The sequence below is a fragment of the Paracoccus nototheniae genome (genome assembly GCF_004335005.1).
GTDB classification, from domain to species: Bacteria; Pseudomonadota; Alphaproteobacteria; order Rhodobacterales; family Rhodobacteraceae; genus Paracoccus; species Paracoccus nototheniae.
The window spans coordinates 11,187-37,641 of the sequence record NZ_RQRT01000041.1; the positions used below are offsets into that span (position 1 = coordinate 11,187).

The 26,455-nt window shown below is 67.4% G+C and carries 27 protein-coding genes; 9 read left to right on the forward strand and 18 right to left on the reverse strand.

Annotated elements, in window-relative coordinates:
- Window positions 1-31: 31 nt before the first annotated feature.
- Genes arsH through EG885_RS14350 form a run of 3 tightly spaced genes read right to left on the reverse strand, consistent with a single transcriptional unit; the run spans window position 32 to window position 2,147 of the window.
- Entirely contained in the window at window positions 32-745 is a 714-nt protein-coding gene (gene arsH / locus EG885_RS14340; RefSeq protein ID WP_131575774.1) for an arsenical resistance protein ArsH, read from the reverse strand.
- Window positions 742-1,797, reverse strand: coding sequence for an ACR3 family arsenite efflux transporter (gene arsB / locus EG885_RS14345; RefSeq protein ID WP_131575775.1), 1,056 nt, complete (start codon window positions 1,795-1,797; stop codon window positions 742-744). The genes arsH and arsB overlap by 4 nt, the downstream gene beginning before the upstream one ends.
- Window positions 1,794-2,147 (reverse strand): ArsR/SmtB family transcription factor, encoded by a 354-nt coding sequence (locus EG885_RS14350; protein WP_131575776.1) that lies wholly within the window; start codon window positions 2,145-2,147, stop codon window positions 1,794-1,796. The genes arsB and EG885_RS14350 overlap by 4 nt, the downstream gene beginning before the upstream one ends.
- A 460-nt stretch (window positions 2,148-2,607) precedes the next feature.
- Between EG885_RS14350 and minC the strand changes: the two genes are divergently transcribed.
- From minC to EG885_RS14380, 6 genes are all read left to right on the forward strand, one after another.
- A complete protein-coding gene (gene minC / locus EG885_RS14355) occupies window positions 2,608-3,330 on the forward strand; it encodes a septum site-determining protein MinC (RefSeq protein WP_131575778.1) in 723 nt (240 codons plus the stop codon).
- Window positions 3,327-4,175, forward strand: coding sequence for a septum site-determining protein MinD (gene minD / locus EG885_RS14360; RefSeq protein ID WP_131575780.1), 849 nt, complete (start codon window positions 3,327-3,329; stop codon window positions 4,173-4,175). Before minC ends, minD begins: the two co-directional genes overlap by 4 nt.
- A complete protein-coding gene (gene minE, locus EG885_RS14365; protein WP_207392285.1) occupies window positions 4,172-4,444 on the forward strand; it encodes a cell division topological specificity factor MinE in 273 nt (90 codons plus the stop codon). Before minD ends, minE begins: the two co-directional genes overlap by 4 nt.
- 378 nt (window positions 4,445-4,822) lie before the next feature.
- Entirely contained in the window at window positions 4,823-5,809 is a 987-nt protein-coding gene (locus tag EG885_RS14370; protein WP_131575782.1) for an acetamidase/formamidase family protein, read from the forward strand.
- 10 nt (window positions 5,810-5,819) lie between these two features.
- Window positions 5,820-6,566, forward strand: coding sequence for an SDR family NAD(P)-dependent oxidoreductase (locus EG885_RS14375; protein ID WP_131575784.1), 747 nt, complete (start codon window positions 5,820-5,822; stop codon window positions 6,564-6,566).
- The gene (locus tag EG885_RS14380; protein WP_131575786.1) at window positions 6,563-8,131 is read left to right on the forward strand and encodes an amidase; all 1,569 of its coding nucleotides are present in this window, start codon (window positions 6,563-6,565) and stop codon (window positions 8,129-8,131) included. Before EG885_RS14375 ends, EG885_RS14380 begins: the two co-directional genes overlap by 4 nt.
- A gap of 28 nt (window positions 8,132-8,159) precedes the next feature.
- Here the strand turns inward: EG885_RS14380 and EG885_RS14385 are convergent, their stop codons facing one another.
- A complete protein-coding gene (locus EG885_RS14385; protein ID WP_131575788.1) occupies window positions 8,160-8,582 on the reverse strand; it encodes a MarR family winged helix-turn-helix transcriptional regulator in 423 nt (140 codons plus the stop codon).
- Window positions 8,583-8,679: 97 nt separating this feature from the next.
- Complete coding sequence (locus EG885_RS14390; RefSeq protein ID WP_131575790.1) at window positions 8,680-9,720, reverse strand: substrate-binding domain-containing protein; 1,041 nt, start codon at window positions 9,718-9,720, stop codon at window positions 8,680-8,682.
- Window positions 9,721-9,924: 204 nt separating this feature from the next.
- On the opposite strand from EG885_RS14390, the gene EG885_RS14395 reads away from it, so the two are divergent.
- Window positions 9,925-11,358 carry an amidase gene (locus tag EG885_RS14395; RefSeq protein WP_131575792.1) on the forward strand — a complete coding sequence of 478 codons (1,434 nt, stop codon included), beginning with the start codon at window positions 9,925-9,927 and terminating at the stop codon, window positions 11,356-11,358.
- Window positions 11,359-11,365: 7 nt separating this feature from the next.
- Here the strand turns inward: EG885_RS14395 and EG885_RS14400 are convergent, their stop codons facing one another.
- The 13 genes from EG885_RS14400 to EG885_RS14460 form a co-directional block, all read right to left on the reverse strand.
- Window positions 11,366-12,157, reverse strand: a complete 792-nt coding sequence (locus EG885_RS14400) for an urease accessory protein UreD (RefSeq protein ID WP_131575830.1) — start codon at window positions 12,155-12,157, stop codon at window positions 11,366-11,368.
- Window positions 12,158-12,162: 5 nt separating this feature from the next.
- Entirely contained in the window at window positions 12,163-12,768 is a 606-nt protein-coding gene (ureG, locus tag EG885_RS14405; RefSeq protein WP_131575794.1) for an urease accessory protein UreG, read from the reverse strand.
- Window positions 12,765-14,468 (reverse strand): urease subunit alpha, encoded by a 1,704-nt coding sequence (ureC, locus tag EG885_RS14410; protein ID WP_131575796.1) that lies wholly within the window; start codon window positions 14,466-14,468, stop codon window positions 12,765-12,767. Before ureC ends, ureG begins: the two co-directional genes overlap by 4 nt.
- Complete coding sequence (locus EG885_RS14415; protein ID WP_131575798.1) at window positions 14,465-15,139, reverse strand: urease subunit beta; 675 nt, start codon at window positions 15,137-15,139, stop codon at window positions 14,465-14,467. The genes ureC and EG885_RS14415 overlap by 4 nt, the downstream gene beginning before the upstream one ends.
- A gap of 15 nt (window positions 15,140-15,154) precedes the next feature.
- A complete protein-coding gene (locus EG885_RS14420; protein ID WP_131575800.1) occupies window positions 15,155-15,796 on the reverse strand; it encodes an urease accessory protein UreF in 642 nt (213 codons plus the stop codon).
- Window positions 15,786-16,256, reverse strand: coding sequence for an urease accessory protein UreE (locus EG885_RS14425; protein WP_131575802.1), 471 nt, complete (start codon window positions 16,254-16,256; stop codon window positions 15,786-15,788). The genes EG885_RS14420 and EG885_RS14425 overlap by 11 nt, the downstream gene beginning before the upstream one ends.
- Window positions 16,246-17,760, reverse strand: coding sequence for an amidase (locus tag EG885_RS14430; RefSeq protein WP_131575804.1), 1,515 nt, complete (start codon window positions 17,758-17,760; stop codon window positions 16,246-16,248). The genes EG885_RS14425 and EG885_RS14430 overlap by 11 nt, the downstream gene beginning before the upstream one ends.
- A gap of 95 nt (window positions 17,761-17,855) precedes the next feature.
- Window positions 17,856-18,566 carry an ABC transporter ATP-binding protein gene (locus EG885_RS14435; protein ID WP_131575806.1) on the reverse strand — a complete coding sequence of 237 codons (711 nt, stop codon included), beginning with the start codon at window positions 18,564-18,566 and terminating at the stop codon, window positions 17,856-17,858.
- Window positions 18,553-19,305, reverse strand: coding sequence for an ABC transporter ATP-binding protein (locus EG885_RS14440; RefSeq protein WP_131575808.1), 753 nt, complete (start codon window positions 19,303-19,305; stop codon window positions 18,553-18,555). The genes EG885_RS14435 and EG885_RS14440 overlap by 14 nt, the downstream gene beginning before the upstream one ends.
- Window positions 19,298-20,347 carry an ABC transporter permease subunit gene (locus EG885_RS14445; RefSeq protein ID WP_131575811.1) on the reverse strand — a complete coding sequence of 350 codons (1,050 nt, stop codon included), beginning with the start codon at window positions 20,345-20,347 and terminating at the stop codon, window positions 19,298-19,300. Before EG885_RS14445 ends, EG885_RS14440 begins: the two co-directional genes overlap by 8 nt.
- A 16-nt stretch (window positions 20,348-20,363) precedes the next feature.
- Window positions 20,364-21,230, reverse strand: a complete 867-nt coding sequence (locus EG885_RS14450) for a branched-chain amino acid ABC transporter permease (protein WP_131575813.1) — start codon at window positions 21,228-21,230, stop codon at window positions 20,364-20,366.
- A 27-nt stretch (window positions 21,231-21,257) separates the two neighbouring features.
- Window positions 21,258-22,490, reverse strand: coding sequence for an urea ABC transporter substrate-binding protein (locus tag EG885_RS14455; protein WP_131575815.1), 1,233 nt, complete (start codon window positions 22,488-22,490; stop codon window positions 21,258-21,260).
- 188 nt (window positions 22,491-22,678) lie between these two features.
- The gene (locus EG885_RS14460; protein WP_131575817.1) at window positions 22,679-23,305 is read right to left on the reverse strand and encodes an arylesterase; all 627 of its coding nucleotides are present in this window, start codon (window positions 23,303-23,305) and stop codon (window positions 22,679-22,681) included.
- Between the two features lie 133 nt (window positions 23,306-23,438).
- On the opposite strand from EG885_RS14460, the gene EG885_RS14465 reads away from it, so the two are divergent.
- Together EG885_RS14465 and EG885_RS14470 are read left to right on the forward strand one after the other, a co-directional pair.
- Entirely contained in the window at window positions 23,439-24,119 is a 681-nt protein-coding gene (locus tag EG885_RS14465) for an ABC transporter ATP-binding protein (RefSeq protein WP_131575819.1), read from the forward strand.
- The coding region (locus EG885_RS14470; protein WP_131575821.1) for an ABC transporter permease at window positions 24,116-26,455 on the forward strand (2,340 nt) is incomplete at its 3' end. The genes EG885_RS14465 and EG885_RS14470, both read left to right, overlap by 4 nt.

Here is a 26,455-nt window from a genome sequence, read left to right on the forward strand (position 1 = left end):
GACATCATCGATGTCGCGGCCCCGCGATCCGTCAGACGGCCTTGGACTGGTTCACGCGGGCGGACAGGGCGGCGTGATCCTCGACCCGTTCGGAGTATCGGTCGACCAGCTGGCCGCGGATGTCGCGGGTGAGCAGGGTGAAGCGCACCAGCTCCTCCATCACATCGACGATGCGGTCGTAGGAGGGCGAGGGTTTCATGCGGTCATCATCGCCGAATTCATCCCAGGCCTTGGCGACCGAGGATTGGTTGGGGATCGTCAACAGCCGCATCCAGCGGCCCAGAATGCGCAGCTGGTTGACGGTGTTGAAGCTTTGGCTGCCGCCGCAGACCTGCATCACCGCCAGCGTCTTACCCTGCGTGGGTCGCACCCCGCCCAGGGACAGCGGGATCCAGTCGATCTGGGATTTCATCACCCCGGTCATCGCGCCATGGCGTTCGGGGCTGGACCAGACCATGCCTTCGCACCAGCCGACCAGATCGCGCAGCTCGGCCACCTTGGGATGATCGTCGGACGTGGCGTCGGGCAAAGGCAGGTCGCGCGGATCAAAGATGCGCGTTTCGGCGCCGAGGGCGTGCAGGATGCGCGCGCCCTCTTCGGCGGTCAGGCGCGAAAAGCTGCGTGGGCGCAGCGAGCCATAGAGGATCAGGATGCGCGGCTGATGGGTCGAAACCGTGGCGGGGCGCAGCAATGCGGCATCGATCGGGGCAAGAAGGTCCGGGCGGATGTTCGGCAGGTCGGTCATGGCATGGGCCTTTCGGGGAAACGGGCGCGGGTGCGGTTGGCAAAAGCCACAAGGGTCAGCATCACCGGAACCTCGACCAGCACGCCGACCACGGTCGCCAGCGCCGCGCCCGAGTTGAGACCGAACAGGCTGATTGCCACCGCCACCGCCAGTTCGAAGAAATTCGAGGTGCCGATCATCGCGCAGGGGGCGGCAATCCGATGCGGCACCTTCATCAGATAGGCGGCCCCATAGGCCAGCGCAAAGATGCCATAGCTTTGGATGATGATCGGCACGGCGATCAGCGCGATGATTAAGGGCCGGTCCATGATGACCTCACCCTGCAAGCCGAACAGGATTGCTACGGTGGCGATCAGCCCCATCACCGACCATGGCTTGACCCGCCGCCCAAAGGCATCGATGGCCGCCTGCGATCCCAGCATCCGTCGGGTCAGCAACCCTGCCGCCAGCGGCAGCACGACGTAGAGGACTGTGGCGATGATCAGCGTCTTCCACGGCACGGTGATGTCGGTGACCCCCAGCAGCAGCGCCACGATGGGGGTGAAGGCCACGACCATGATCAGATCGTTCACCGAGACCTGCACCAGCGTATAGGTCGCATCGCCGCGCGTCAGCTGCGACCAGACGAAGACCATCGCCGTGCAGGGCGCCGCCCCCAGCAGGATCAGCCCGGCGATGTATTGCTGCGCGTCTGCCGGGTCGATCCATGCGGCAAAGACATGATCGAAGAACAGGACCGCCAGCAGGGCCATGGTGAACGGCTTGATCAGCCAGTTCACCGCCAGCGTGATGATCAGCCCGCGCGGTTGTTTCCATACGCCCGCGACCGCGCCCAGATCGACCGCGATCATCATCGGATAGACCATCGCCCAGATCAGCACCGCGACGACGAGGTTGATGGATGCCACCTCGGCCCCTGCCACCGCATCGACCAGTCCGGGGGCGAGATTGCCGATCGCCAGCCCGGCCAGCATGGCCAGCGCGACCCACAGGGTGAGCCAGCGTTCGAATGCACCCAGACCGCCGGTCGGGTTCGGGGTGGTGTCGGTCATGGGGCATCCTTTTGGGGGCAGGGGCGATCGCGCGGCTGCGTCATCAGCGGCAGGCACAGATCGGGATTTCCCCGACAGCAATCCCGCATCAGGTCGCTCATCAGCAAGACCATCCCCTCGATCCGGGCGAAATAGCGGATGACGCGCCCCTCGCGCTGCGCGCGGACCAGCCCGGCGGCGTTGAGGATCGAGAGATTGGTCGAGATCGTGTTGGCGGGCGCGCCCAGTGCCGTCGAGATGTCGCCCGCTTTCATGCCGTCAGGGCCCGCGACGACCAGCAGACGGAACACCGACAACCGGGTGTTCTGGGCCAGCGCCGACAGGGTGGAGATTGCATTGCTCTTTTCCATATCTCTGGAAGTATAGATGCTTGAGGGGTGGGGCAAGGCACCATTGCCACGTGGGTCGTTCCGGGGCGCAGGCAGGGGGGGCGCAGGCAGGGGGGCGCTGCCCCCCATCGCTTGCAGCGATTCCCCCCGGGATATTGAGGCCAAGATGAAAGCCGCGAGCCGGGAGGATGCAGGGTCTGCACGGCTTTGCCGGTCCGGTGAAGTCGCGGGGGTGTCATCAGGTTCGGGCAGGGGGCGAAGGGGGCGGATCACGGAGCGCTTCGGTCTGCAAGACCCGGCGTGGGCTGCGCCCCGGACTTGGCGGGTTCCTGCTGAACATGCGAAGGATGGCTTTCGTTGGCGGCCCGTTCGTGAAAAAGACGGTTAACAAGAGCGGTGCGGCCCCGAGTCGCGATCCGCCGCAAAGCAGGAGCAGAGTTGAGACGTGTCAGATCGGTACGCCCGGACGCGGCATGATCCCATGCCGGCAACAGTCGCCGCATTTCAGGTGCGGGGCCGCTTTCTGACCGCATTGGCGATCCGCATCGACACCCAGATGGCAGGTGAGCCTTTTTATACCCAGCTGGACGAACAGTTGCGCCGGACGCCGCAGTTCTTTTCCGGCGCGCCAGTGGTGCTGGATCTGGTCAATGCGCCGGGGTTCGGCGATCCTGCCCGGCTGCAGGATCTGGTCGACAATCTGCGCCGGCGCCAGCTGCGGGTCTTTGGGGTGCAGAACGCCCCCGGCATGGACGAGGCGCAGCTGCAGGCTTTGGGCCTGATCCCGGTCACGACCGGGCGCGATGCGCCGGTCCCCCGCGATTACGCCCCTGCGCGCGCTGCGGCCGCCACTGCCGCCGCCGCCGCGCCGCGCCAGGTTCAGAACAAGGTGATCCGGTCGCCCGTGCGGTCGGGCCAGATGGTGATGGCCGAGGGCGATCTGACGATCATCGGATCGGTCGCCTCGGGGGCGGAACTGGTCGCGGCGGGCAACATCCATGTCTATGGCACCCTGCGGGGCCGGGCCATGGCGGGCTGCCATGGTGACGAGTCCGCGCATATCTTCTGCCAGGATCTGAACGCCGAACTGGTCGCCATCGCGGGCCTCTATCAGACCAGCGAGACGATCGAGGATGCCGCCCGGCAACGCTGTACCCATATTTACCTGGAGGATGAAAAACTTCGCATGGAGGTGATCGCATGACGACAGAACTCAAGAATACTCCGCCCCTCGGGCGGGTCATCGTGGTCACTTCGGGCAAGGGGGGCGTCGGCAAGACGACCTCTTCCGCGGCGATCTCGGCGGGGCTGGCCAAGCAGGGCTTTCGCACCGTCGTCATCGATTTCGACGTGGGCCTGCGCAACCTGGACATGACCATGGGATGCGAACGCCGGGTGGTGTTCGATTTCATCAACGTCATTCAGGGCGATGCGCGGCTGAAACAGGCGCTGATCAAGGACAAGCGGCTGGACACGCTGTCGATCCTGCCCACCTCGCAGACCCGCGACAAGGACGCCCTGACCAAGGAAGGCGTCGAAAAGGTTCTGAACGAGCTGAAGACCGAATTCGACTATCTGATCTGCGACAGCCCGGCGGGGATCGAGCATGGCGCCCAGATGGCCATGTATTTCGCCGATGAGGCCGTGGTCGTCACCAATCCCGAAGTGTCGTCGGTGCGCGACAGCGACCGCGTTCTGGGCCTGCTGAGCAGCCAGACCAAACGCGCCGAGACCGAGGGCGCCGAGCCGATCAAGGCGCAGGTTCTGATCACCCGCTATGATCAGGACCGCGTCGACAAGGGCGAGATGATGACCGTCGATGACGTGCTGGAAATTCTGGCCGTGCCGCTGCTGGGCGTCGTGCCGGAAAGCAAGGCGATCCTGAAGGCGTCGAACGTGGGCACGCCGGTCGTGCTGGACGGACCCTCGGCGGCGGCTCAGGCCTATGAGGATGCCGTGTCGCGCCTGACCGGCACCCAGGTCGAGATGCGCATGGGCGGAGAACGGCGTCCGGGCCTGTTCCAGCGCCTGTTCGGGCGTGCGTCATGAACCTGTTCGGTTTTGCCCGCAAGAAGCACCCGCCCAAGACCGCGCAGATGGCCAAGGACCGGCTGCAGATCCTGTTGGCGCATGAGCGCAGCAGCAGTGGCGCCGCCGAGGCCGATTATCTGCCGATGCTGCAACGGGACATCGTCGCCGCGATCCGCAAGCATGTGCCGATCGGTGACAAGGATGTCGAGGTCCGGATGGAACGCGGCGACCAGATGTCCAGCCTGGAGATCAACATCGAGCTGCCTGCGGCATCAAAGGCGGGCTGACATCTGATCTGGTCCGGGGCGCCCGCACGCGCCCCGGCACTGTATGGTGCGCGACGCGCAGGGGGCGGCTTGCCCCGGTGCGTCCGACACGCCCGCGTGCCCCACCGCCCTGACGGCGTCGGCGCGGTGGGGCGCGCGGAAAGCCTGCGCGCGGTTCGGGCAACCGCCTCTGTCCGGGCCCGGGCCAAGCCGATTTTCATTGACGAGCCTGCCTTTGGTCTGGCGTTCTGTGATCGAACCCAAGGGTGCGGTTTCGGCCCTGATGGGCGCATGCGGCGCAAGGCCTCATGGCCTTTGCCCTGCGATGCCGCAGGATCGCACCCGGTCCGCGCCGTGCCACCCGGGCGCGCAGGACCGACAATCCGGAGAGGAGCAAGGATGAGCTGGCTGGACACTTCGATCATGGCGCGCAAGGGCGTCGCCAAGGGCCGCGCGGGCGAACGCCACAGCATCACCATCGCCGATCAGGGCAAGTTCCACTATGTCTATGGCCCCTATGTCGCGCCGGTGCTGGAGGTCGATCCCGGCGCGGTCGTGACGGTCGAAACCCATGACGCGTTCGAGGGCAAAATCACCTCGGAACACGATCTGCCCTCGGCGATCCTGAACTTTCCGTTTCTCAATCCGCAGAACGGGCCGATCCATGTGCGGGGTGCCGAAAAAGGCGATGCGCTGGCGGTGCGGATCATGTCCATCACGCCGCGCGGGCCGCAGCCGGTCGGCACCACCTGCCTGATCCCCGAATTCGGCGGGCTGGTCGGCACCGGCAACACCGCGATGCTGAATGCGCCCCTGCCCGAAAAGGTCAGGAAGATCGTCGTGGACGAGGGTGGCGTGCATTGGTCCGACACCCTGACCCTGCCCTATGAGCCGTTCATCGGCACCATTGGCACCTCGCCCGAGATCGAGGCGATCTCGTCGCTGCAGCCCGACTATTACGGCGGCAATATGGATCTGCCCGATGTGGGGCCGGGGGCGATCATCTATCTGCCGGTCAACACGCCCGGCGGCTATCTGTATCTGGGCGATTGCCACGCCATTCAGGGCGATGGCGAACTGTGCGGCGTCGCGCTGGAGATCCCCGCCACGGTCGAAGTGCAGATCGACCTGATCAAGGGTCATGGCAACGCATGGCCGCAGCTGGAAACCGAAGAGATGATGATGTTCATCGGCTCGGCCCGGCCCTTGGAGGATGCCGCGCGCATCGCCTATCGCGAACTGGTCCGCTGGCTGGCCGCCGAGACGGGCCAGTCCGAGGCCGACGCCTATATGCTGCTGACCATGTGCGGCAAGGTGCGCTTGGGCAATATGGTCGATCCGAAATACAGCGTCGGGGCGTCGATCCTGAAACGCTATGTGAAATAAGGGGACGGACATGGATCTGGGATTGAAGGGCCTGCGGGCCGTGATCACCGGCGGCAGCAAGGGCATCGGGCGGCGCTGCGCCGAGATTCTGGTGGCCGAGGGCGCGCAGGTGGCGATCTGCGCGCGCACGCAGGCCGATGTGCAGGCCACCGCCGCCGATCTGGGGGTGCGCGGCACGGCCGTCGATGTGACCGACAAGGCGGCGTTGGAGGCCTGGGTCAAGGACAGTGCCGAGGCCATGGGCGGCATTGATATCGTGATCGGCAATGTGTCCGCTTTGGCCGTGGCGGATGACGAGGCCGCGTGGCAGTCGGGGTTCGACACCGACATGATGCATTCGGTGCGGCTGGTGACGGCGGCGATGCCCTGGCTGGAACAGTCCGGTGCCGCGTCGATCACGCTGGTGTCGTCGGTGTCGGGACGAGAGATCGACTTTACCGGCGCGGCCTATGGCGCCTTCAAGGCGGCGCTGGTCCATTACGCGCAGGGGCTGGCCTTCAAGCTGGCGCCCAAGGGCATCCGCGCCAATACCGTCTCGCCGGGCAACACCTATTTCGACGGCGGCATCTGGCAGCAGATCGAGACCGGCAACCCGGACCTGTTCGCCACCGCCCTTGGCCTGAACCCGATGGGCCGCATGGCCACGCCGGAAGAAATCGCCCGCGGCGTGGTGTTTCTGGCCAGCCCGGCCTCCAGCTTCACCAGCGGCACCAATCTGGTGATCGACGGGGCGCTGACCAAGGGGGTGCAGCTGTGAGCGGGACGGCAGCCCCGGCGTCGGGCGACGATGGGGCGCAGGCCGATGTCCTGCGCGATCTGGACGGGCTGACGATCACCGCGATCCGCGACGGGTTGCGCGCAGGCTCCCTGACCGCCGAGGCGCTGGCCCGCGCCAGTCTGGCACAAATCGCGCGGCTGAACGGAACCGTCAACGCGATCATCTTTGAGAATCCCGATGCGCTGGCGGATGCCCGCGAGATCGACCGGCGGCTGGCTGCAGGCGATCAACTGGGACCGCTGGCGGGCGTGCCGGTCGTGATCAAGGATCCGATGGACATGGTGGGTTTTCCCACCACCGCCGGGTGGCGGCTGCTTTATTCGGGGACTGGCGGGGTCGATCTGATGCCCGCCACCGACAGCCCGGTCGTGGCCCGGATGCGGGCGGCGGATGCGGTGATTCTGGGCAAGACGAATGTCCCCGTGCTCAGCCATACGGGCAGCCATGCCAATGACAGCTGGGCGGGCCCGACGCTGAACGTGGCGATCGCCGACCGGGTGCCGGGCGGGTCCAGTGCCGGGACGGCGGCAGCGGTGGCCGCCTGCATGTGCGTCGTGGGACTGGCCGAGGAAACCGGCGGCTCGATCCAGAACCCGGCTTCGGCGCAGGGGCTGGTGGGGATCAAGCCGACCATCGGGCTGGTGCCGAATGCGGGCGTGGTGCCGCTGTCGGCCAATCGCGACGTGGTCGGACCGATCGCGCGCACGGTGACGGATGCGGCCCTGTGTCTGGACGTGCTGGCCGGATACAGCGCCGAGGATCCCAAGACCCTGGCCAGCGCCGGCAAGATCCCCGCGCAGGGCTATGCGGCGGGCCTGTCGGCGGATGGGCTGCGGGGCAAGCGCATCGGCCTTTACGGTCCCGGCTGGCGCGATCAGCCGCTGTCGGCGGAAACCACTGGCCTTTATCTGCGCGCGCGGTCCGAATTGCAGGCGGCGGGCGCGATCCTTGTCGATGATCCCTTCGCGGGCACCGGCTTTGCCGATCTGCGCCGGACGACCGGCCCGGGGTCCAATTTTGATGCGCGGGGGATGGAGTCGGTCGCCTATGATCTGGGCTGCTATCTGCGCAGGCTGGGGCCGGATGCGGCGCTGAAGACCTTTGACGATTTCGCCCGCGCCACCGCGGCCGAAGACGCCTTTGGCCCCGGGGGCGTGCTGGCCTATCTGCACGAGCTGCCCGATTTCCGCGCCGCGATGGACGATCCCACCCGTCCGCCCGCGCTGCCGGAATTTATCGCCCTGAAATCCGCCTATCTGCGGATCTTCGATGCGGTCTTTGCCGAACACCGGCTGGAAGGGCTGGCCTTTCCGCAGATGCGTCAGGAGGTGCCGCCCCTGCACGGGACCGAGACGATTCAGGAAACCACGGTGGGGGAACTGAACATCGCGGGCCTGCCGGGGGTCACCGTTCCTGCGGGCTATTACGCCTCGGGGGCGCCGTTTCAGCTGATCTTCGTCGGCCCGTTGTGGTCCGAGGCCGGGCTGCTGTCGCAGGCTTATGCCTATGAGACGGCGACCCGCCATCGCCGCCCGGCGGTCTGAGCGGCGGGCTGAGGGGCCTGTCGGGCTGTCAGGACAGGTCAAGATCCATCAGGATCCGCTTGATCCGCGACAGTTCGCTGCCCGGCAGGGCCTGCGCGATATGGTCGTCATGGGCCGTGCTGATATTGCGCAGATCCCGGCCCAAAGCGATGCCCTTGGGGGCAAGGGCGACCATGACCTTGCGGCGGTCCTTGGGGTCGGCCAGCCGAAAGACCAGACCTTCGGATGTCATGCGATCAATGATCTTGGTCAGGGTCGCAGGCTCGACCAGAACGCGCGCGGCCAGACCGCCCATGGGCGAGGGGCCGTCCTGTTCCAGCGCTTTCAGAACGCGGAACTGTTCGATCGCAAGGCCGCCGGGCTGCAGGCGGCGGGCCAGATCCTCTTCGACCATCCGGTTGGCGCGGGCGATCAGATAGCTCAGCTGGTCGGTCAGTCTGGCGTCGGTCATTCGGCCCTCATCAATACCCTTACACGATAATATCGCAGTTTTGATATTCTGCGCCAGTTGAAAGGTGAAAGGGCCGGGCGCAGGCGCCGCAGGGCCGTCACACCTGCCAGGTCTGGCGCACGCAGAATTCCGTTCCGCCAGCCTCGGCCAGCGCCACGCGGGCGCGGATCGCGGATCGTCCGATCAGCTCATAGACCCGGCTGCGGGGCAGGCGGCTGCGCAGCTGGCGGGCCATCAGATGCCCGTCGATATGGCCGACCTGCCGCGCCAGTGCCGCCACCAGATAGACCGCGTCATAACAGTTCAGCGAATTGGTCGTGACATCGGGCAACATGCCGCCAAAGCTGGCGTGGTAATTCTCCATCAGCGCATCGCGGCCATGATCGGTCGTGCCTTGAAAATAACTGGCCCCGGCGAACAGGTTTTCGGCATTCTCGGGGGCCACGCCCAAAAGCTGCGTTTCCTCAAATGCCAGCATCAGGCGCAGGCAACCGGTGGCGAGCCCCGCCCCGGCAAAGGCGCGGTTGAAGGCGACCGCATCCTCGCCCAGCAGGGCCATCACCACCACATCGGGACGCGCCGCCCGGATGCGGTCCAGAACCGGCGCATAGTCGCGGTCATGCAGATCGACCAGCGCATGGCCGACCATCTGCCCGCCCGCGCGTCGCACCGCCGCCCCGGTCGTGCCGATGGCGATGCGCGGCCAGATGTAATCATTGCCCAGGAAAAAGAACCGCTGCGCCCCGCGCCGTTCGGCCAGCCACGCGATGCCCGGCGCCAGAACCTCCTGGTCCGTGACGCCCAGACTGGCGGTGCCCGGCCCGCAAGAGCCGCCTTCGTAATGGGGGGTATAGACATAGGGGGCCAGCCCGCCCAGACCGCGCCGGACCGAAGACCGCAGATGCGAGGCCTGCAGGCCGATCACCGCATCGACGCGATCCTTGATGGCCAGCGTCCGGGCTGCCTGAAAGGCCGATTGCGGGGTTTCACCGCTGTCGCAATGGACGATCTCGATCTCATGCCCCAGGACGCCGCCGGCGGCATTCACCTCGGCTGCGGCGACAAGGGCTGCGCCCTGGCAGCCGGGCGTCCACAGCCCGGCCAATCCACCATGAGACAGAATGACCCCGACACGCATCCTGCGATGGTGGCCCGGCGGGCGCCCGGCGAAAAGCCTATTCGGCGCGGGACATCCAGGGATTCGCCGTTGCAGCAATCTTGGGCAGTGCGGCGCGTGCAATCCGGGCAGCGGCGCCCCTCTTCCGCCGATTGCCCGCCTTTATACTTGCGGTTTCAAATATCTCATGTGCGAATACAATCATCGCCAACAGAAGGCATTGCCATGAACACCCAAAGCCCCCGGATCGCACCTGCCCGCGCCATCATCGACCTGTCCCTGACCGAGGTTTCGGCCCTGATCGCCAGCGGCACCGCCACCCCGACCGAGGTGACCGAGGCCGCGCTGAACCGCATCGCGCAGTTGGAGGGGGGGCTGACCGCCTATCAGCATCTGCTGGCCGATCGGGCGCGCGACAAGGCGGCGCTGGCCACGCAGGAACGGCAGGCGGGGCTGGATCGCGGCCCGCTGCATGGCGTGCCGCTGGCGCTGAAGGATCTGTGCGAGACCGAATTCGCGCCGACCGCCGCCGGAATGGCGCTGTATCGTGACAACCGGACCGGGCGCGATGCCACCGTCACCGCGCGGCTGGAACAGGCGGGCGCGGTCATTCTGGGCAAGCTGGCCATGACCGAGGGCGCCTATGCGGGCCATCACCCCGACATGCCGGTGCCCAAAAACCCGTGGGACGCCCGGCTTTGGGCGGGGTCATCCTCGTCCGGGTCGGGGGTCGCGGTGGCGGCGGGGCTGTGCTTTGGCGCGCTTGGGTCCGATACCGGCGGCTCGATCCGCTTTCCGTCCCATGCCAATGGCATCACCGGGCTGAAGCCGACATGGGGCCGGGTCAGCCGCCACGGCGTCTTTGCGCTGGCCGACAGTCTGGATCATGTCGGCCCGATGGCCCGCAGCGCCGCCGATTGTGCGGCGATGCTGCAGGCCATCGCCGGGGCCGATGCCGCCGATCCGACCGCGCTGACAGCGCCGGTGCCCGATTATCTGGCGGGTCTGGGCGCGCCGATCCGGGGCCTGCGGATCGGCGTCGATCACGCCGCGATCCTTGACGCAGCCGCCCCGGACACCGCCGCCATGATGCAGGCCGCGATCGCGGTCTTTGCCGCTTTGGGCGCCCTGATCGTGCCGGTCACCCTGCCCTTTCCCGATGAGATGACCGACCACTGGACCGCCCTCTGCGCCATCGAGGTCGCGCTGGCCCACGCGGCCACCTATCCCGCGCGGGCGGCGGAATACGGCCCCAGTCTGGGCGGGCTGTTGCAGGCGGGGCATGCGCTGGACGCCCTTGATGTGGGCCGGGCGATGCAATGGCGGCTTGGCTTCAACGGGGCGCTGGCCTGCGCGATGGAGGGCGTCGACATGGTCATCCTGCCGGTGGTGGGGGCGCCGCTGCCGTGGCTGGACAATGCGATCGGCGCGCCCTCGGTCGATCCGGCCAATCCCGATCTGGGCAACCTGCTACGCTTTACCGCACCTGCCGATCTGGCCGGATTGCCCGCGCTGACCCTGCCGGGAGGCTTTGACGATCGCGGCGGGCCGATGGGCTTTCAGCTGATGGGCCGGGCCCTGGACGAGGGGGGGCTGCTGCGCGCCGGTCACGCCTTTCAGTCGGTCACCGACTGGCATCTGCGCCGGCCCCCCTGCTGAGCGGCGCCTAAAGTCCCGCCACCAGCCGCGCACGCCACGCGTCCAGCGCGGCGGACAAGGCCCCGCCCGAGGTCGCGGCCAGCCGGATCATCACGCCCGCATCGCCGCGCAGGGGCGCCACCGCGCCCCAGACATCCCTGTCGTCCCATGGCCCCATGGCGATATCCAGCGCGGCCAGCTGCGCGGCCGGGGCCAGCAGCAGAACCTGACCAAAGGCGCGCATGCCCCCCGGCAAACCCGCCAGCCGGGCCAGCTGATCGCCGCTGGCCCGCTGCCGGTCGCGCAGCACCACCTGACCCGAGGGGCGGCGGATCACCGTGTCGCTGTCCCACCCGGTCGCGGGCGTCGGGGCGCCGCGCAGGCACACCCCCTCCATCAGCGCAAGGCAGGCATCCGCCGGCAGCACCACGCGCATCCGCTGTGCCATCCGGGCGCCGGGCGACAGAACCCATGGGTCTGGCAAAAGGGCCAGCCTGCCCTGCGCCACCTCGACAGACCAGTCCACATGGGCCATCGCCGCGCCGCCATCCGGCCCGCCCGAATGGACCAGCCCGGCGCCTGCGGTGACCAGATGCAGATGCCCGTCCTGCAACAGGATGCGGTGGCGCCAGTGATCGCCGGGCAGCAGCGCCGCCCCCGCCGCCTGCGGCAGGACGGTCAACGGCCCTTCGCGGCCCCGCAGCCGGAATCCGCGCGGCAGCGACCACGGCCATGCGACATGGCGATGCAGGATCGCGGTGCCGCCATCGGCCCCCAGACCGACCCGCAGATCCAGCTGAGGGGGCGGCCCCGGTGTCATGGCGGTCACCGGAACAGCACCTCGCGGCGCAGATGGGCGACGATCTGGGCCACGCCTTCGTCGCGGCGGCAGACGGTGCCGATCACCGGGCGCCCGGCCCGGACCTGCCGCGCCTCGGCCAGCATCTGCGCCAGATCGACGCCCACATGCGGGGCCAGATCGGTCTTGTTCACGACCAGCAGATCGGCCTGCAGGATGCCCGGCCCCTTTTTGCGCGGAATGTCGTCGCCGCCCGCAACGTCGATCACGAACAGCCAGTGATCGACCAGATCGGGCGAAAAGGTCGAGGCCAGATTGTCGCCCCCGGATTCGATCAGGATCAGCTCCAGCCCCGGAAAGTCCCGCTCCAGCCGGTCGGCGGCGGCGATGTTCAGGGTCGGATCCTCGCGGATGACGGTATGGGGGCAGGCGCCGGCCTGCACCGCCAGCACCCGTCCGGGCGCCAGCAGCCCGCCGCGCCGCAGCCGCAGCGCATCCTCGTCGGTGACCAGATCGTTGGTGATGACCGCCGTGTCTATCCCGGCTTTGGCCAGATGCGGCAGGATCGCCTCGATCAGGGCGGTCTTGCCCGAACCGACCGGCCCGCCGATGCCCACGCGCGCCGCCGTCATCGCAGGAAATACCGGCGCGACATCGGCACCTGACGGGCCGGATCGCAGGTCAGCAGCCGCCCGTCGGCGCGCACCTCGAAGGTCTGGGGATCGACCTCGATCCGGGGCAGGGCGTCGTTCCTGCGCATGTCGAATTTGCGCAGGGACCGGACCGAGGCGATGGGCACGAAGGGCTTGAGGCAACCCAGCCTGTCTGCGGTCCCCGCCTGAACCGCCAGCCTGCTGACGAAGGTGACCCCCAAGCGGTGCTTGACCGAGCCGAGCGATCCCCACATGGGCCGGTGGATCATCGGTTCCGATCCGATGAAGCTGCCATTGCCGTCGCCCATGCTGGACCAGACGATGGTGCCCGACTTGATCACCGTCGCGGGCTTGGCGCCGAAAAAGGCAAAGGGCCACAGCACCAGATCGGCCATCCGGCCCGGCGCGATCGATCCCACATGCGCGTCGATCCCGGCGGCGATGGCCGGGTTGACGGTCAGCTTCGCGATATAGCGGCGGATGCGTTCGTTGTCGGCGCACGCGGTGCGTTCTTCGGGCAGGCGGCCCACGCGTTCCTTCATGACCGAGGCCAGCTGCCAGCATTTCGCGACATTTTCGGCCAGCCGCCCCATGCCCTGACTGTCGGTCGCAAAGATCGAGATGGCGCCCATGTCATGCAGCAGATCCTCGGCCGCCATGGACTGGGGGCGGATGCGGGCCTCGGCAAAGGCCACGTCCTCGATCAGATCAAAGCTCATCATATGGGCCAGCATGGTCATCGGCACACCCTCTTCCAGCGCGGGGGCGGTAAAGGGGTTGGTGGGGTTGGTGGACGACGGCAGGACATTGGCAAAGCCGTTCACCGCCAGAATATCGGGCGCATGACCGCCGCCCGCGCCCTCGGTGTGATACATGTGGATGGTGCGGTCCGCGATGGCGGCCATGGTATCCTGATAGAAGCCGAATTCGTTGATCGTGTCGGTGTGCAGATGGACCGAGAAATCGGCCGCCTCGGCGGCGCGCAGCGATCCGTCCAGCACGGCGGGCGAGGCGCCGAAATCCTCGTGGATCTTGACCCCTAGGGCGCCGCCCGCGACGCTTTCGGCGACTGCGCCGGGGTCCGAACAGCCGCGCCCCAGAAAGCCGAAATTCAGCGGATATTCGTCGGCGGCCAGGATCAGTCGCCCCAGGGTCAGCGGTCCCGAACAGGACACGTCGAAATTCGGCCCCGGCGACATGCCGATCATCGTCGTCGTGCCGCCCGCCAGTGCGTGATGGGCCTGCTGGGGGGACAGGAAATGGGCATGGGCCTCGACCGCGCCGGCGGTGACGAAATGGCGGTCGCCATGCACGACGGTGGTGTTCGGCCCGGTGACCAGCCCCGGCGTGACGCCCGCCATGATGTCGGGATTGCCCGCCTTGCCGATGCCCACGATGCGCCCGTCGCGGATGCCGATATCGCCTTTGACGATGCCCAGATCGGCGTCGATGATCACTGCGTTCTGCACCACCATGTCCAGCGCGCCGCTGGCGGCGGTGCCGGTGGTGCAGAACCCCTCGCCGTCGCGCATGACCTTGCCTGCGCCGCAGCTCAGCTCATCGCCGTAATGGGTGTGGTCGAATTCGATTTCTGCCAACAGGGCGCTGTCGCCCAAGCGGACCAGATCCCCGGTGGTGGGGCCGTAAAGCGCGGCATAGTCGCGTCTGCTGATCCTCATTCCAGATACCCCCGGGCCGTGGCGCGGGCCAAGGCCGCGTTCCTTGTGTCGTCTGCCTGTCCCTCGACCAGACCGGCAAAGCCGTGGATGCGGCGCGCGCCCGCATAGGGCACCAGCGTCACCTGTCGTTCGATGCCCGGATCGAACCGCATCCCCCCGCCCGAGGGGCGGTCCAGCCGCATCCCATAGGCCGCGCGCCGGTCGAACTGCAGCGCGCGGTTCACCTCGAAGAAATGGGCGTGGCTGCGGACCTGGATGGTTCGGTCGCCGGTGTTCAGCACCCCGATAGTGGTGGTGGGGCGACCTTCGTTCAGTTCGATCCAGCCGTCGGCGGCGATGACCTCTCCGGGGACGGGATCGTCGGGACCGGGTTGGATCGGGTCGAAGACGGTGACCAGCTTGGTGCCCTCGGCCATCGCGACCTCGACCGAAAAGGTTTTCAGCAGATGCGCCACGCCGGGCTGGACCTGATCGGTGCGTAAAAGCGTCGCGGCATGGGCCACGATGCGCGAATGGGTCCAGTCCTGCCGGGCGACGGTCAGCAGTTCGTCGGCGAGATAGGCCACGGCCTCGGGGTGGGACAGCGCAATGCCAAGCCGCAGATAGCGCCGCGCCAGTTCGGCGGCGGAAAAGATTGTCAGGCGTTCCAGTTCCGTGGGGGTCAGATGCATAACCGGTCCTTTCGGTCAGTTGACAAACAGCCGCCCCGCCAGAGGCCGCATCAGCGCGATATCGGACAAGGGCGCAAAGCTGGCGGGCCGGTCACCGGGGTCCGGCACCGTCGCCAGCCGGGCGATCAGCGGGATCAGCCCGCGCAGGTCGCGCTGCACCGCCACCGCACCCACCCGCCCCAAGCGCAGCGCCGCCGAGGCCAGACCCCGCGCCATCCCCATGCCCGACACAGCCAGCGCCGGGGCCAGCTCCATCCCGGCGCGGGCCAGCACATGGCCATGCGCGACCGGGGCATGGGTCGCGTCCGGGTCCAGCGCCGCGTCCGGGTCGATCCCCATCCGCCGGGCCGAGGCGATCAGCGCCGCCCCCGCCTGCAGGGATTGCAGCCGCTGCGGATCGGCAGGGATGGCCTCATCGACCAGACCGTTCCAGGCGGCCAGATCCTGCCCCACGGCGCGAAACCCGCCGGCCAGCGCGACCCGGTCGAAGGGATGCCAGCGACCGCTCAGTTCGGCCCCGATCCAATCGGCCAGCCCGTGGGGATCGGCCTGCCCCTCGGCCAGCGCGACCTCCAGCCCCCAGGAAAAGGCGAACACCCCCGAAGGATAGGCGCTGTCGCCCAGATAAAGGGCTGTCAGCAGCGCCTCACCCTGCATGGCCGGGCATCACGATGCGGACCTGCGCCAGCCCCTGCAGGTCGCGCAGGCGGTCCAGATAAGGGTCGGGCGGGCCGTCCAGCACGATCTCCATCGCGTCGGGGTGAAAATCGACCTTCCAGTGCAGATTGCCGCACCAATGTCCCAAACGCAGCGCATCCGCGACCGTGGCGGGTTCCAGCCGCAGCCGCGCCGCGCCGTCCACCCGTGCCAGAATGGCCAGGTCGTCGTCGCAATACAGCACCGCCCCATCGGTCAGACCCTGATCGCGGGCCAGCGCGATGGCACAATCGCGCCCCCGGTCTGACCGCAGCCGCATCCGCTTGCGCGCCGCCTCCGTGGCGGGGATGGTCAGCACCTCGACCCGGCCCTGATGCTCCATCGCGTGCAGCCGGTCGTGCCATGCCCCATCCCCCGCATGGCCCAGAATGGCCGTCAGGATCAGCGGATCACCAGTCATGCCAGTCGCCCGACGCCTCGAGGCCGCTGGCAAGCCGATAGAGCGTCGCCTCGTCCCAGGCCCGGCCCACCATCATCAGCCCGACCGGCAGCCCCGCGACCATGCCGCAGGGCATGCTGATCGCCGGGTGATGGGTGATGTCGAAGGGGCAGGTGTTCGCCAGCATCTCGAAGGCGCGGGCCACGACCTCTTCTCGGGGGGCATCGGGGCCTGGCAGGGGCGTCGCGGTCATCGGCGTGGTGGGCATGATGATCGCATCGTAATCGGCCAGCACCGCGTCATAGGCCGCCCGCAGCCGATAGCTGAGATTGACCGCCTTGCCATAGAACCGCTTGCCATGCCGGTCATCGGCATATTGGGCAAACAGCATCGCCAGCTTCAGCGTCTCGGACAGCTCATCGCTGCGCTGGCGCCAGCCGCGATGGAAATCCATGAAGCTGGTGACATACAGATCGCGCCGGCTGGTGCCATAGCCGTCCCCCAGCATCATCGTCTGCGTCAGGCCCTGCAACCCGATGGGCGTCCAGATCGCAGCGCCCAGCAGATGCATCGGGACCGAGACCTCGTCGACCTGCACGCCAAGGGCGGCCAGCCGGTCGGCGGCCTCGCGGACCTTGGCATTCACGCCGTCCTCGGCGCCGGTCTGCTGAAAGCCTTCGGTCAGGATCGCGATCTTCATACCCGCGACCGGCTGGCCAAGCGCCTGCGTATAGGGGGCGGTCGTGCAGCCCAGCTGGCGGCTGTCATAGCCGTCGGGGCCTGCCAGAACCTCCAGCATCAGGGCATTGTCGGCGACGGTGGCGGTGATCGGGCCGGTGTGGTCGATATAGACCTCGATCGGGACGATGCCGGTATAGGGGACCAGCCCATGCGTGGGCTTCATCCCCACCGTGCCGCAAAAGGATGCGGGCATCCGGATCGAGCCGCCCTGATCGCCGCCGATCGCCATGTCAACCGCACCCGTGGCGACCAGAGCCGCCGATCCCGATGACGATCCGCCTGCCGAACGCGTCGGGTCATGCGGGTTCAGAACCGGCCCATGGGCGCCGGTATGGCTGCCGCCCGACATGCAGAAACATTCGCAATGCGCCTTGCCCAGAATGGTCGCGCCCGCGTCCAGCAGGCGGGTGACGACGGTGGCGTCCACATCGGGCAGATACCCTTCCAGCGTGGATGATCCGTTCATCATCGGCACGCCCGCCAGCATGACGTTGTCCTTCAGCGCGACGGTCTTGCCCGCCAGCTTGCCGCCCGGCGCGCCGGTGACGGTGGATTGCACATACCAGGCGTTCAGCGGGTTGTCGGGGGCGGCAGGCTTGACGCCCGGGGTGCGCGGATAGGTGACGGGGGGCAGCATGTCGGGCATCAGATCGACGATGTTATAGGCCGCGACGTAATCGCCCATCAGCCCCTTGAACGAGGCGATGTCGGCGGGCGACAGGTTCATCCCAAGGGTCTCGGCGACCCCGGCCAGCTGGGTGTCGGTGGGCAGTTTGACGGACATGGCAAGGCTCCTGATCGTGGGGTGGCGATGGGCAAGGCGGCGCCCGCCCGGGGCCCGCGATGCGATCCGGTCGGGCAGGGGGCGGGCGCGGGATTTCAGGTCACAAAGCCCATGAATTCGCTGACGGCGCGCGGATCGGTCAGCTGTTCGCGCGGGATCTGGCGGTCGAGCACGCCGTTCGAGATGGCATAGACCCGCCCCGCCAGCCCGGCGATGAAATCGAGGTTCTGTTCGACCAGCACGATGGTGATCCCGCCACGCGCCGTCAGCACCTTCAGCGTCTCGGCGATCTCGTCGTTGATCGAGGGCTGGATGCCCTCGGTCGGCTCGTCCAGCAGCATCAGGCGCGGCTTGCGGCACAGGCAGCGGGCCAGCGACAAAAGCTGCTGTTCGCCCCCCGACAGGGCCCCGCCCCGCCGGTCCAGCAGGCGTTTCAGGCGGGGAAACAGCTCCAGCACCTCGGCCACGGTGGCGGCGATGTCGACGCCGGTGGTGGCGATGCCGACCTGCAGGTTTTCCTCGACGCTGAGATTGGCAAAGATCTCTCGGCCCTGCGGGACCAGTCCGATGCCTGCGCGGGCGCGGGCATTGACGCTGGCGGGCAAAATCGACTGGCCGTCGAACAGGATTTCGCCACCCGTGACCTTCACAAAGCCCATGATGGCGCGCATCAACGTGGTCTTGCCCATGCCATTATGGCCCAGGATGCCCACGACCTCGCCGGGGTCCGCGTGAAAGTCCACGCGGTGCAATGCGGGCACCAGCCCATAGGCTGCGGATAGCCCCTTGACCTCAAGCAATGGCATCGGCCTGTTTCCCCAGATAGATTTCCTGAACCGCCCGGTCGCGCATGATGTCGTCGATCATCGCCTCGCGGAAGATCGCGCCGCGGTTGAAAACGGTGACGAACTTGGCGATCTGGCGGATGAACGCCATGTCATGTTCGACCACGATCACCGCCGCGCTGCGCGCGGCCGTCAGCACCAGCTGCGCAAGCCGGTCGCGTTCGTCCCCGGTCATCCCGGCGGCGGGCTCGTCTAGCAGGATCAGCTCGGGCGAGGCCGCCAGCACCATCGCCAGTTCCACCAGCTGGCGCTGGCCATGGGCCAGCTGCCCGACCTCGCGCCGGATCAGATGGGTGATGCCGCATTTCTCGATGGTCTGTTCGGCCACCTCGCGGGCCATGGGCGCGGTATGCTTGCGCCGGGCCGACAGGCGGACGTTTTCATAGACCGAGACACCGTCGAAGACATTCGGCACCTGCGTCTTGATGCCGATGCCCTGATTGACGATCTCGTGGGTGTTCATGCCGGTGATCGGGCGTTCCTTGAACAGCACCTGTCCACCGGTCGGGACCAGCTGGCCGGTCAGGCATTTGAAGAAGGTGGACTTGCCCGCGCCGTTCGGCCCCAAGAGACAGCGCAATTCGCCGTCGCGCAGGTCGAAATCGACATTGTCCACTGCCGTCACGCCGCCAAAGCGCATGGTCAGCCCGCGCGTGCGCAGGATGCGATAGCCCGGATCGGGGGTCTGCACCTCAGTCATCGCCCACCGCCTTTCCGGGGGCCGCCTTGGTGCCGGGCCTGCCGCTGTGCCACAGGGTCCAGCCGGTCAGGGCCAGCACCTTGACGGTGGGCACCAGCCCGCGCGGCAAGGCCAGCACCAGCACCATCATGATCGCGCCCAGCACGACATAGCTGTTGAGCAGCTCCATCGTGCCCAGCTGCAGGGTCAGCCATTGCAGGCCGATGACGCCGATGATCGGACCGACCAGCGTGCCGACCCCGCCCGCCATGACCCAGACCAGCGCCTTGGCCGACATCTCCATCGAGAATGCGTTGGGGTCGATAAAGGCCTGATAGCTGGCCCACATCGCCCCCGACAGACCCGCGATGCCCGAGCCGATGGCAAAGACGATGACCTTGTGGCGGCGGATGTCATAGCCCAGCAGGGCGGCGCGGGTCTCGTTCTCGCGGATGCCGATCGAGACGCGGCCGAAATCCGACGCGATCAGCAGGCGCAGCGCGATATAGACCGCGACCAGCACCGCCATGAAGAACCGGAACAGTTGCGACGGGTCCAGCCAGGCATCGGGCTGGCCCGGAATGTTGATCGTCGGGATCGAGGGGATGCCGTTGAACCCGCCAAGCCGAACCCCCGCGATGGAATAGCCCGGGCCCGCCGTGTGGTTGGCCAGCTTCCAGAAGATCAGCGCCACGACCATGGTGACGACGCCCAGATAGACATCCGTCAGCTTGCCATAGAACATGAAATATCCCAGCACGACGCCAAAGGCGGCGGGCAGCAGAAAGGACAGGATCAGCGGCACCGTGGTGTCGCCCATGCTGATCGCGGCCACCGCGAAGGTATAGCCGCCCAGCCCGAAAAAGGCTGCCTGTCCAAAGCACAGGATGCCTCCGAACCCCCAGATATAGCCCAGGGACAGCGCAAAGACCGACAGCACCACATATTGGGTGATCTGAAGGACCATGAACATGTCCAGCAGCGCCGGGGCCAGAACCATGACGGCCAACCCGATGGCCAGCATGATCCAGAATCCGGGATCGCGCGCGACGGTTTTCTCCATCTGCGGGTGCTCCTTGTTACAGCGAACGTTTGAAGATGCGGCCGGTGATGCCCTGAGGCAGCAGCCGCAGCAGGACCAGCGCCGCGACCAGCAGGGCCGCATCGCCATAGACCGGTCCGGCCCAGAATGTCGTGCCCTGACTGATCGTGCCCAGAAGCGTGGCCGAGGACAGGGTGCCGGTGATGACCGCCGCGCCCCCGGTGATGACGGTGATGAAGCTTTGGCCGACAAGGCTGGCGCCCATCGTCGGCACCACCCCGGTCAGCGGCGCCAGCAGGCCGCCCGCCAGCCCGGTCACCGCCGATCCGATCCCGAAGGTCGCCATATAGACCCAGCTGGTGCGGACGCCCAAAGCCTCGGCCATGGCGGGGTTCTGCATGGTGGCCCGCGCGATCAGCCCCGCGCGGGTGAATTTCAGCACCACCCAGACCGCCGTCAGGATCAGCGCGGCAAACAGGATCAGCACGAAATTATAGCCGGGGATCTGATAGCCGCCGATGCGCAGGCTGCCAAAGGGCGTCGCCACCCCCTGCACGGTATTGCCGAAGATCATCGTGACGCCGCCGATCATCAGCATCGACAGGCCCCATGTGGCCAGCAGGCTGTCCAGCAGCCGTCCATACAGCTGGCGGATCACCAGCCGTTCGACCAGCACCCCGAACAGCCCGACGACCAGCGGCGCCAGCACCAGGATGGCGAACCATTCGTTCACCCCGGCATTGGTCGTCACCACGACCGTATAGCCGCCCAGCATCAGAAATTCGCCATGGGCGAAATTGATGACCCGCATCATGCCAAAGATGATGGCCAGACCCGATGACAGCAGCACCAGCCATGCCACGGCGCGGATCATCTCCAGCGTGACGACGATTGCGTAATCCATGCCTGCGCGATCCTTCCGGCAGAGCCCTTACAGGCTGATTTCGTGATGCACATTGGCGTCGGGGTCGGCGATCAGATCGCAGACCATCTGCGTGTCCAGCGGCGGCGATTGCGGATAGGCCTCGCGGATGACGAAATTCTGGTCGGTCAGCTCGGCGATATAGACGTCGCGGATGGCGTGCTGGGTCTGCGGGTCGATGGTCACCTGACCGGCGGGCAGGTCATAGGTCTTGCCCTGCGCGATCACCGCGCGCACCGCGTCGCGATCGATCGAACCGGCCTCGCGCACCGCATCGGCCCAGATCATCATGCCCTCATAGGTGCATTCCGAAATCTCGGACACGACCGGGGTGTTGGTGGGGTATTCAGCCTTCACGCGTTCCAGGAAGGCCTTGTTGACGGGATTGTCGACCGCCTCGAAATAGCCGAACGAGGACAGGATGCCGTTGCCTTCCGCCGGGGTCAGCATGATCTGATCGTTGCCGCCCGCGCCCAGAACGGTCGAGATCATCGGGATCTGATCCTTCATCCCCGCCGCCGCCCATTGCCGGTAAAAGCCCAGATGCGACGATCCGACCATGGCCGAGCAGACGAAATCGGGCTTGGCCGCCTGAATCTGCGAGATGGTCGATCCGAACTGCGCGACATCCAGCGGAAAGAACTCGGTCGCCACGACCTCGCCGCCGTTTTCCTCGACATAGCGTTTCACCCAGGCCGAGGTGATGTGGCCGTAATTGTAATCCGCCGCGACTGTATAGACCTTTTTGCCGTAAAGATTCATCGCATAGGGGATGATCCGCGCGACGGTCTGCGCGGGGGTGGTGCCAAGCGTGACCTCGTTGCGGTCGCAGACGCCGCCCTCGTATTGGGTGTTGTAGAAATACAGCGTCTCATAGCGGTGAAAGATCGGCCGGATGGTTTCCCGGCTGGCCGAGGTGATCCCGCCCATCACCACCGCAACCCGGTCGCGCAAGGCCATCTGCGTGGCATATTGCGAATAAAGCGACATGTTCGATTGCGGGTCATAGATAACGCCTTCGACCTGCCGGCCCAGCAGGCCACCGGCCTCGTTGATTTCCTTGATGGCAAGCTGGAACACCTGGTTCATCGGTATCCCGATCATGTCCAGCGCGCCGGTCAGGTCATGCAGGCCGCCGACCTTGATCGTTTCGGTCTGGGCGCGCGCGACAAGCGGCGAGGCAAGGGACAGGACGGCTGCGGTGCCGGTGGTCCTGAGAAAGCTGCGGCGGCTGATGCTCATGCTGGTGGTACCCTTCGGACATGTTTCCCGGGATCCAGACTTGGTATTTACTTGAATTTTTAAATATCAAATTTCAGGAAGTCTGGGTCAGCCGCCAAGGATTGATCCCGAATGACGTTTTTCAGGGCAGGCCGCATCATGGCCGGGCAGAAAGGCAACGGGACGGGCGCCGAACCCGCCTGCATGGGTCACGGGGGCGAAGGCTGCTGGCCCGCGCGGTCCAGAAGGCGTTCGACATCGGGGCCGATCGCCTCGACAATCTGGCGGACGCCGAGGGCATTGGGGTGGATGCGGTCGTCCTGCATCAGATCGGTCAGGGACAGGCCCTGCATGGCCTTTTCGCCGATCGGGCCCAGGAAGTCGGGGACAAGGATCACATCCCATTCGGCGGCCAGATCGACATACATCGCCTCGAAGTCGCGTTTGAAATCGGGGCCGTAATTGCCGGGCGCGGGCAGGCCTGCCAGCAGGACCGGCACCCCCGCCGAATCCGCCTGTTCCAGAATCGTCCCCAGATTGGCCTTGCTGGAGGCCGGATCAATGCCGCGCAGCAGATCGTTGCCGCCAAGCGCCACGATCATCGCATCGGGAGCATCCGCCAGTGTCCAGGCGACGCGCGCGGCGCCGCCTGCGGTGGTATCACCCGATACGCCCGCGTTCAGCACCGTCACGTCATGGCCGCGCCCGGTCAGCCAGTCCTGCAGGACCGGCACAAAGCCCTGTTCGGCAGGCAGGCCGTATCCCTGCGTCAGACTGTCGCCCATCGCGGTCAGCCGCAGGCCCTGCGCGCCTGCAGGGGCTGGCAGGGATGCCATGACCGTGACCGCCAGCGCCGCCACAGCCGCCGCCGGGCGGTTGCCAAGCCGCGCGCGGCCCCCGTATCGTGCCGGCAGACGCCAGAAAATCCGATCCCCCCAAACCCGACCCCCGAAAGCGAGAACAGACCCGATGACCGACCCGGTGATCCGCCTGACCGATGCAGAACTGACCCTGCAGGGCAATGCGGGGCCGGTCCGCATTTTGCGCGGCATCACCATGCAGGTCGGGCGGGGGGAAACGGTGGGGCTGGTCGGTCCGTCGGGGTCGGGCAAATCGTCACTCCTCATGCTGATGGGCGGGCTGGAACGCGCCACCGGCGGACAGGTCCATGCGCTTGGCCGGGATCTGACCGCGCTGGACGAGGACGCGCTGGCACGCTTTCGTCTTGGCAATATGGGGGTGGTGTTCCAGTCCTTCCACCTGATCCCGACAATGACCGCGCTGGAAAACGTCGCCGTGCCGCTGGAGCTGGCGGGCGCGGGCGATGCCATTGCGCGCGCCTCGGCGGAACTGGCGCGTGTCGGGCTGGCCGGGCGGCAGGATCATTATCCCGGCCAGTTATCGGGCGGCGAACAGCAGCGCGTGGCGCTGGCCCGCGCCGCCGCACCGCGCCCGGCGATCCTGCTGGCGGACGAGCCGACCGGCAATCTGGACGGCACCAACGGTCAGGCGATCATGGACCTGCTGTTCGGGCTGCAGGCCGATCACGGCGCCACGCTGGTTCTTGTGACCCATGATCCGGCGCTGGCCGCGCGCTGCGACCGGGTGATCCGGCTGGATGACGGCACCATCGCCGGGGGTGCGGCATGAGCCTTGCGCTGGCGGCCCGCCTCGCGCGGCGCGATCTGCGCGGGGGCCTGCGCGGCTTTTGGGTTCTGCTGACCTGTCTGGCGCTTGGCGTGGCGGCGATCGCCGCCGTCGGATCGGTGCGCATGGCGATCCAGACCGGGCTGACCCAGCAGGGCGCCGCGCTGCTGGGCGGCGATGCCGAGGTCAGCCTGACCTATCGCTTTGCCGATCCGGTCGAGCGGGCCTGGCTGGAGGATCGCGCCGTCACCGTGTCAGAGATCGTCGATTTCCGGTCCATGGCGGTCGTCGGGCAGGGCGAGACGTCCGAACGCGCGCTGTCGCAGGTCAAGGGCGTCGATGCGGCCTGGCCTCTGGTCGGGCAAGTCGTGCTGGACCCGCCCTTGACGATGGCGCAGGCGCTTGGCACCACGCCGCAGGGGCTGCCGGGCGGGGTCATGGCGCCGCTGCTGGCCGACAGGCTGGGGCTGGCGGTGGGCGATGTGTTCCGCCTTGGCGTGCAGGATGTCGTGCTGACCGCGCGGCTGATGTCCGAACCCGATGCGGGCGCTGCGGGCTTTGGCTTTGGACCGCGCACGCTGGTTCTGCGGTCCGCGCTGGCCGACAGCCAGCTGCTGACCGAGGGCACGCTGTTCGACAGCGCCTATCGCCTGATGCTGCCCGAGGGCGGCGATCCCGACGCGCTGAGGGCCGATTGGCGCCGCGACTTTCCCGACAGCGGTGCGCGCTGGCGCGACAGCCGCCGGGGTGCGCCGGGGATCGACACCTTCGTAGACCGGATCGGTGCGTTTCTGGTGCTGGTCGGCCTGACCGGGCTGGCGGTCGGCGGGGTCGGCGTGTCGGCGGCGGTGCGCGCGCATCTGGCCCGCAAGCGCGACGTGATCGCGGTGCTGAAGACGCTTGGCGCGTCCGGGCGGACGATCTTTCAGGTCTATTTCCTGCAGGTCGGCGCGCTGACGCTGCTGGGCGTGGCTTTGGGTCTGGTGCTGGGCGTGCTGGTGCCGCTGGCCGTGGCGCCCTTGCTGACGGCGCGGTTGCCGGTGCCTGCGGTCTTTGCCCCCTATCCCGGTCCGCTGGCCGAGGCGGCGCTGTACGGCATCCTGACCGCCTTCGTCTTTACGCTGTGGCCTTTGGCGCAGACCCGGCGCATCCGGGCCGCCGCGCTGTTCCGCGATCTGGGCGGTTCGGGCCAGCTGTGGCCGCAGGCGCGGTTTCTGGCGCTGATTGCCGGGGCGCTGGTGGCACTGGTCGCGGCGGCGGCGTGGTTTTCGGGCCTGTGGGGGCTGACGCTTGGGGTGGCGGGCGGCGTGCTGGCGGCCTTTGTGGTGCTGGTCGGGGCTGCGGCGCTGGTGCGTCGCGCGGCGCGGGCGGGCGCCCGGACCGGGGCCGCGCGTGGGCGCCCGGCGCTGCGGCTGGCACTGGCCGCCATCGGCGGTCCGCGTGACGAGGCGCTGTCGGTGATCCTGTCCCTTGGGCTGGGGCTGACCGTGCTGGCCGCTTTGGGGCAGGTGGATGCCAATCTGCGACAGGCCATCGCGACCGAACTGCCCGACCGCGCGCCGACCTATTTCTTCCTCGATATCCAGCCCGACCAGTTGCAGGGGTTCCGCGACCGGTTGGCCGATGATCCGCTGGTCGGAACGGTGCAGACCGCACCGATGCTGCGCGGCATCATCACGGAACTGAAGGGCCGTCCCGCGCGCGAGGTGGCGGGCGATCACTGGGTGCTGCGCGGCGACCGGGGTGTGACCTATGCCGCCACACCGCCACCCGGCACTCAGATCACCCAAGGCGAATGGTGGCCCGAGGATTACACAGGCCCTCCTCTTGTCAGCCTGTCCGACGAGATCGCGACCGAGATCGGCCTGACAATCGGCGACAGCGTGACCGTGAACATTCTGGGCCGCGACATCACCGCCACCATCGCCAATCTGCGCATCGTCGATTTCAGCGATGCAGGCATCGGCTTTGTCATGGCGCTGGACCCCGCCGCGCTGCAGGGCGCGCCCCATACCCATATCGCCACCGTTTATGCCGAACCGCAGGCCGAGGCGCAGATCCTGCGCGATCTGGGCAACCGCTTTCCCAACATCACCGCCGTCGCCGTGGGCGAGGCCATCGACCGCGCCGCCGACGCCCTGTCGGGGATCGCCGCCGCGACCGCTTGGGCGGCAGGCGCGACGCTGCTGACCGGGTTCGTGGTGCTGATCGGCGCGGCCTCGGCCGGGGAACGGGAGCGGGTGTTCGAGGCCGCGATCCTCAAGACCCTTGGCGCCACGCGGGGCCGCATCCTGCGCAGCTTTGCGCTGCGGTCGGGCCTTCTGGGGGCGGCGGCGGGG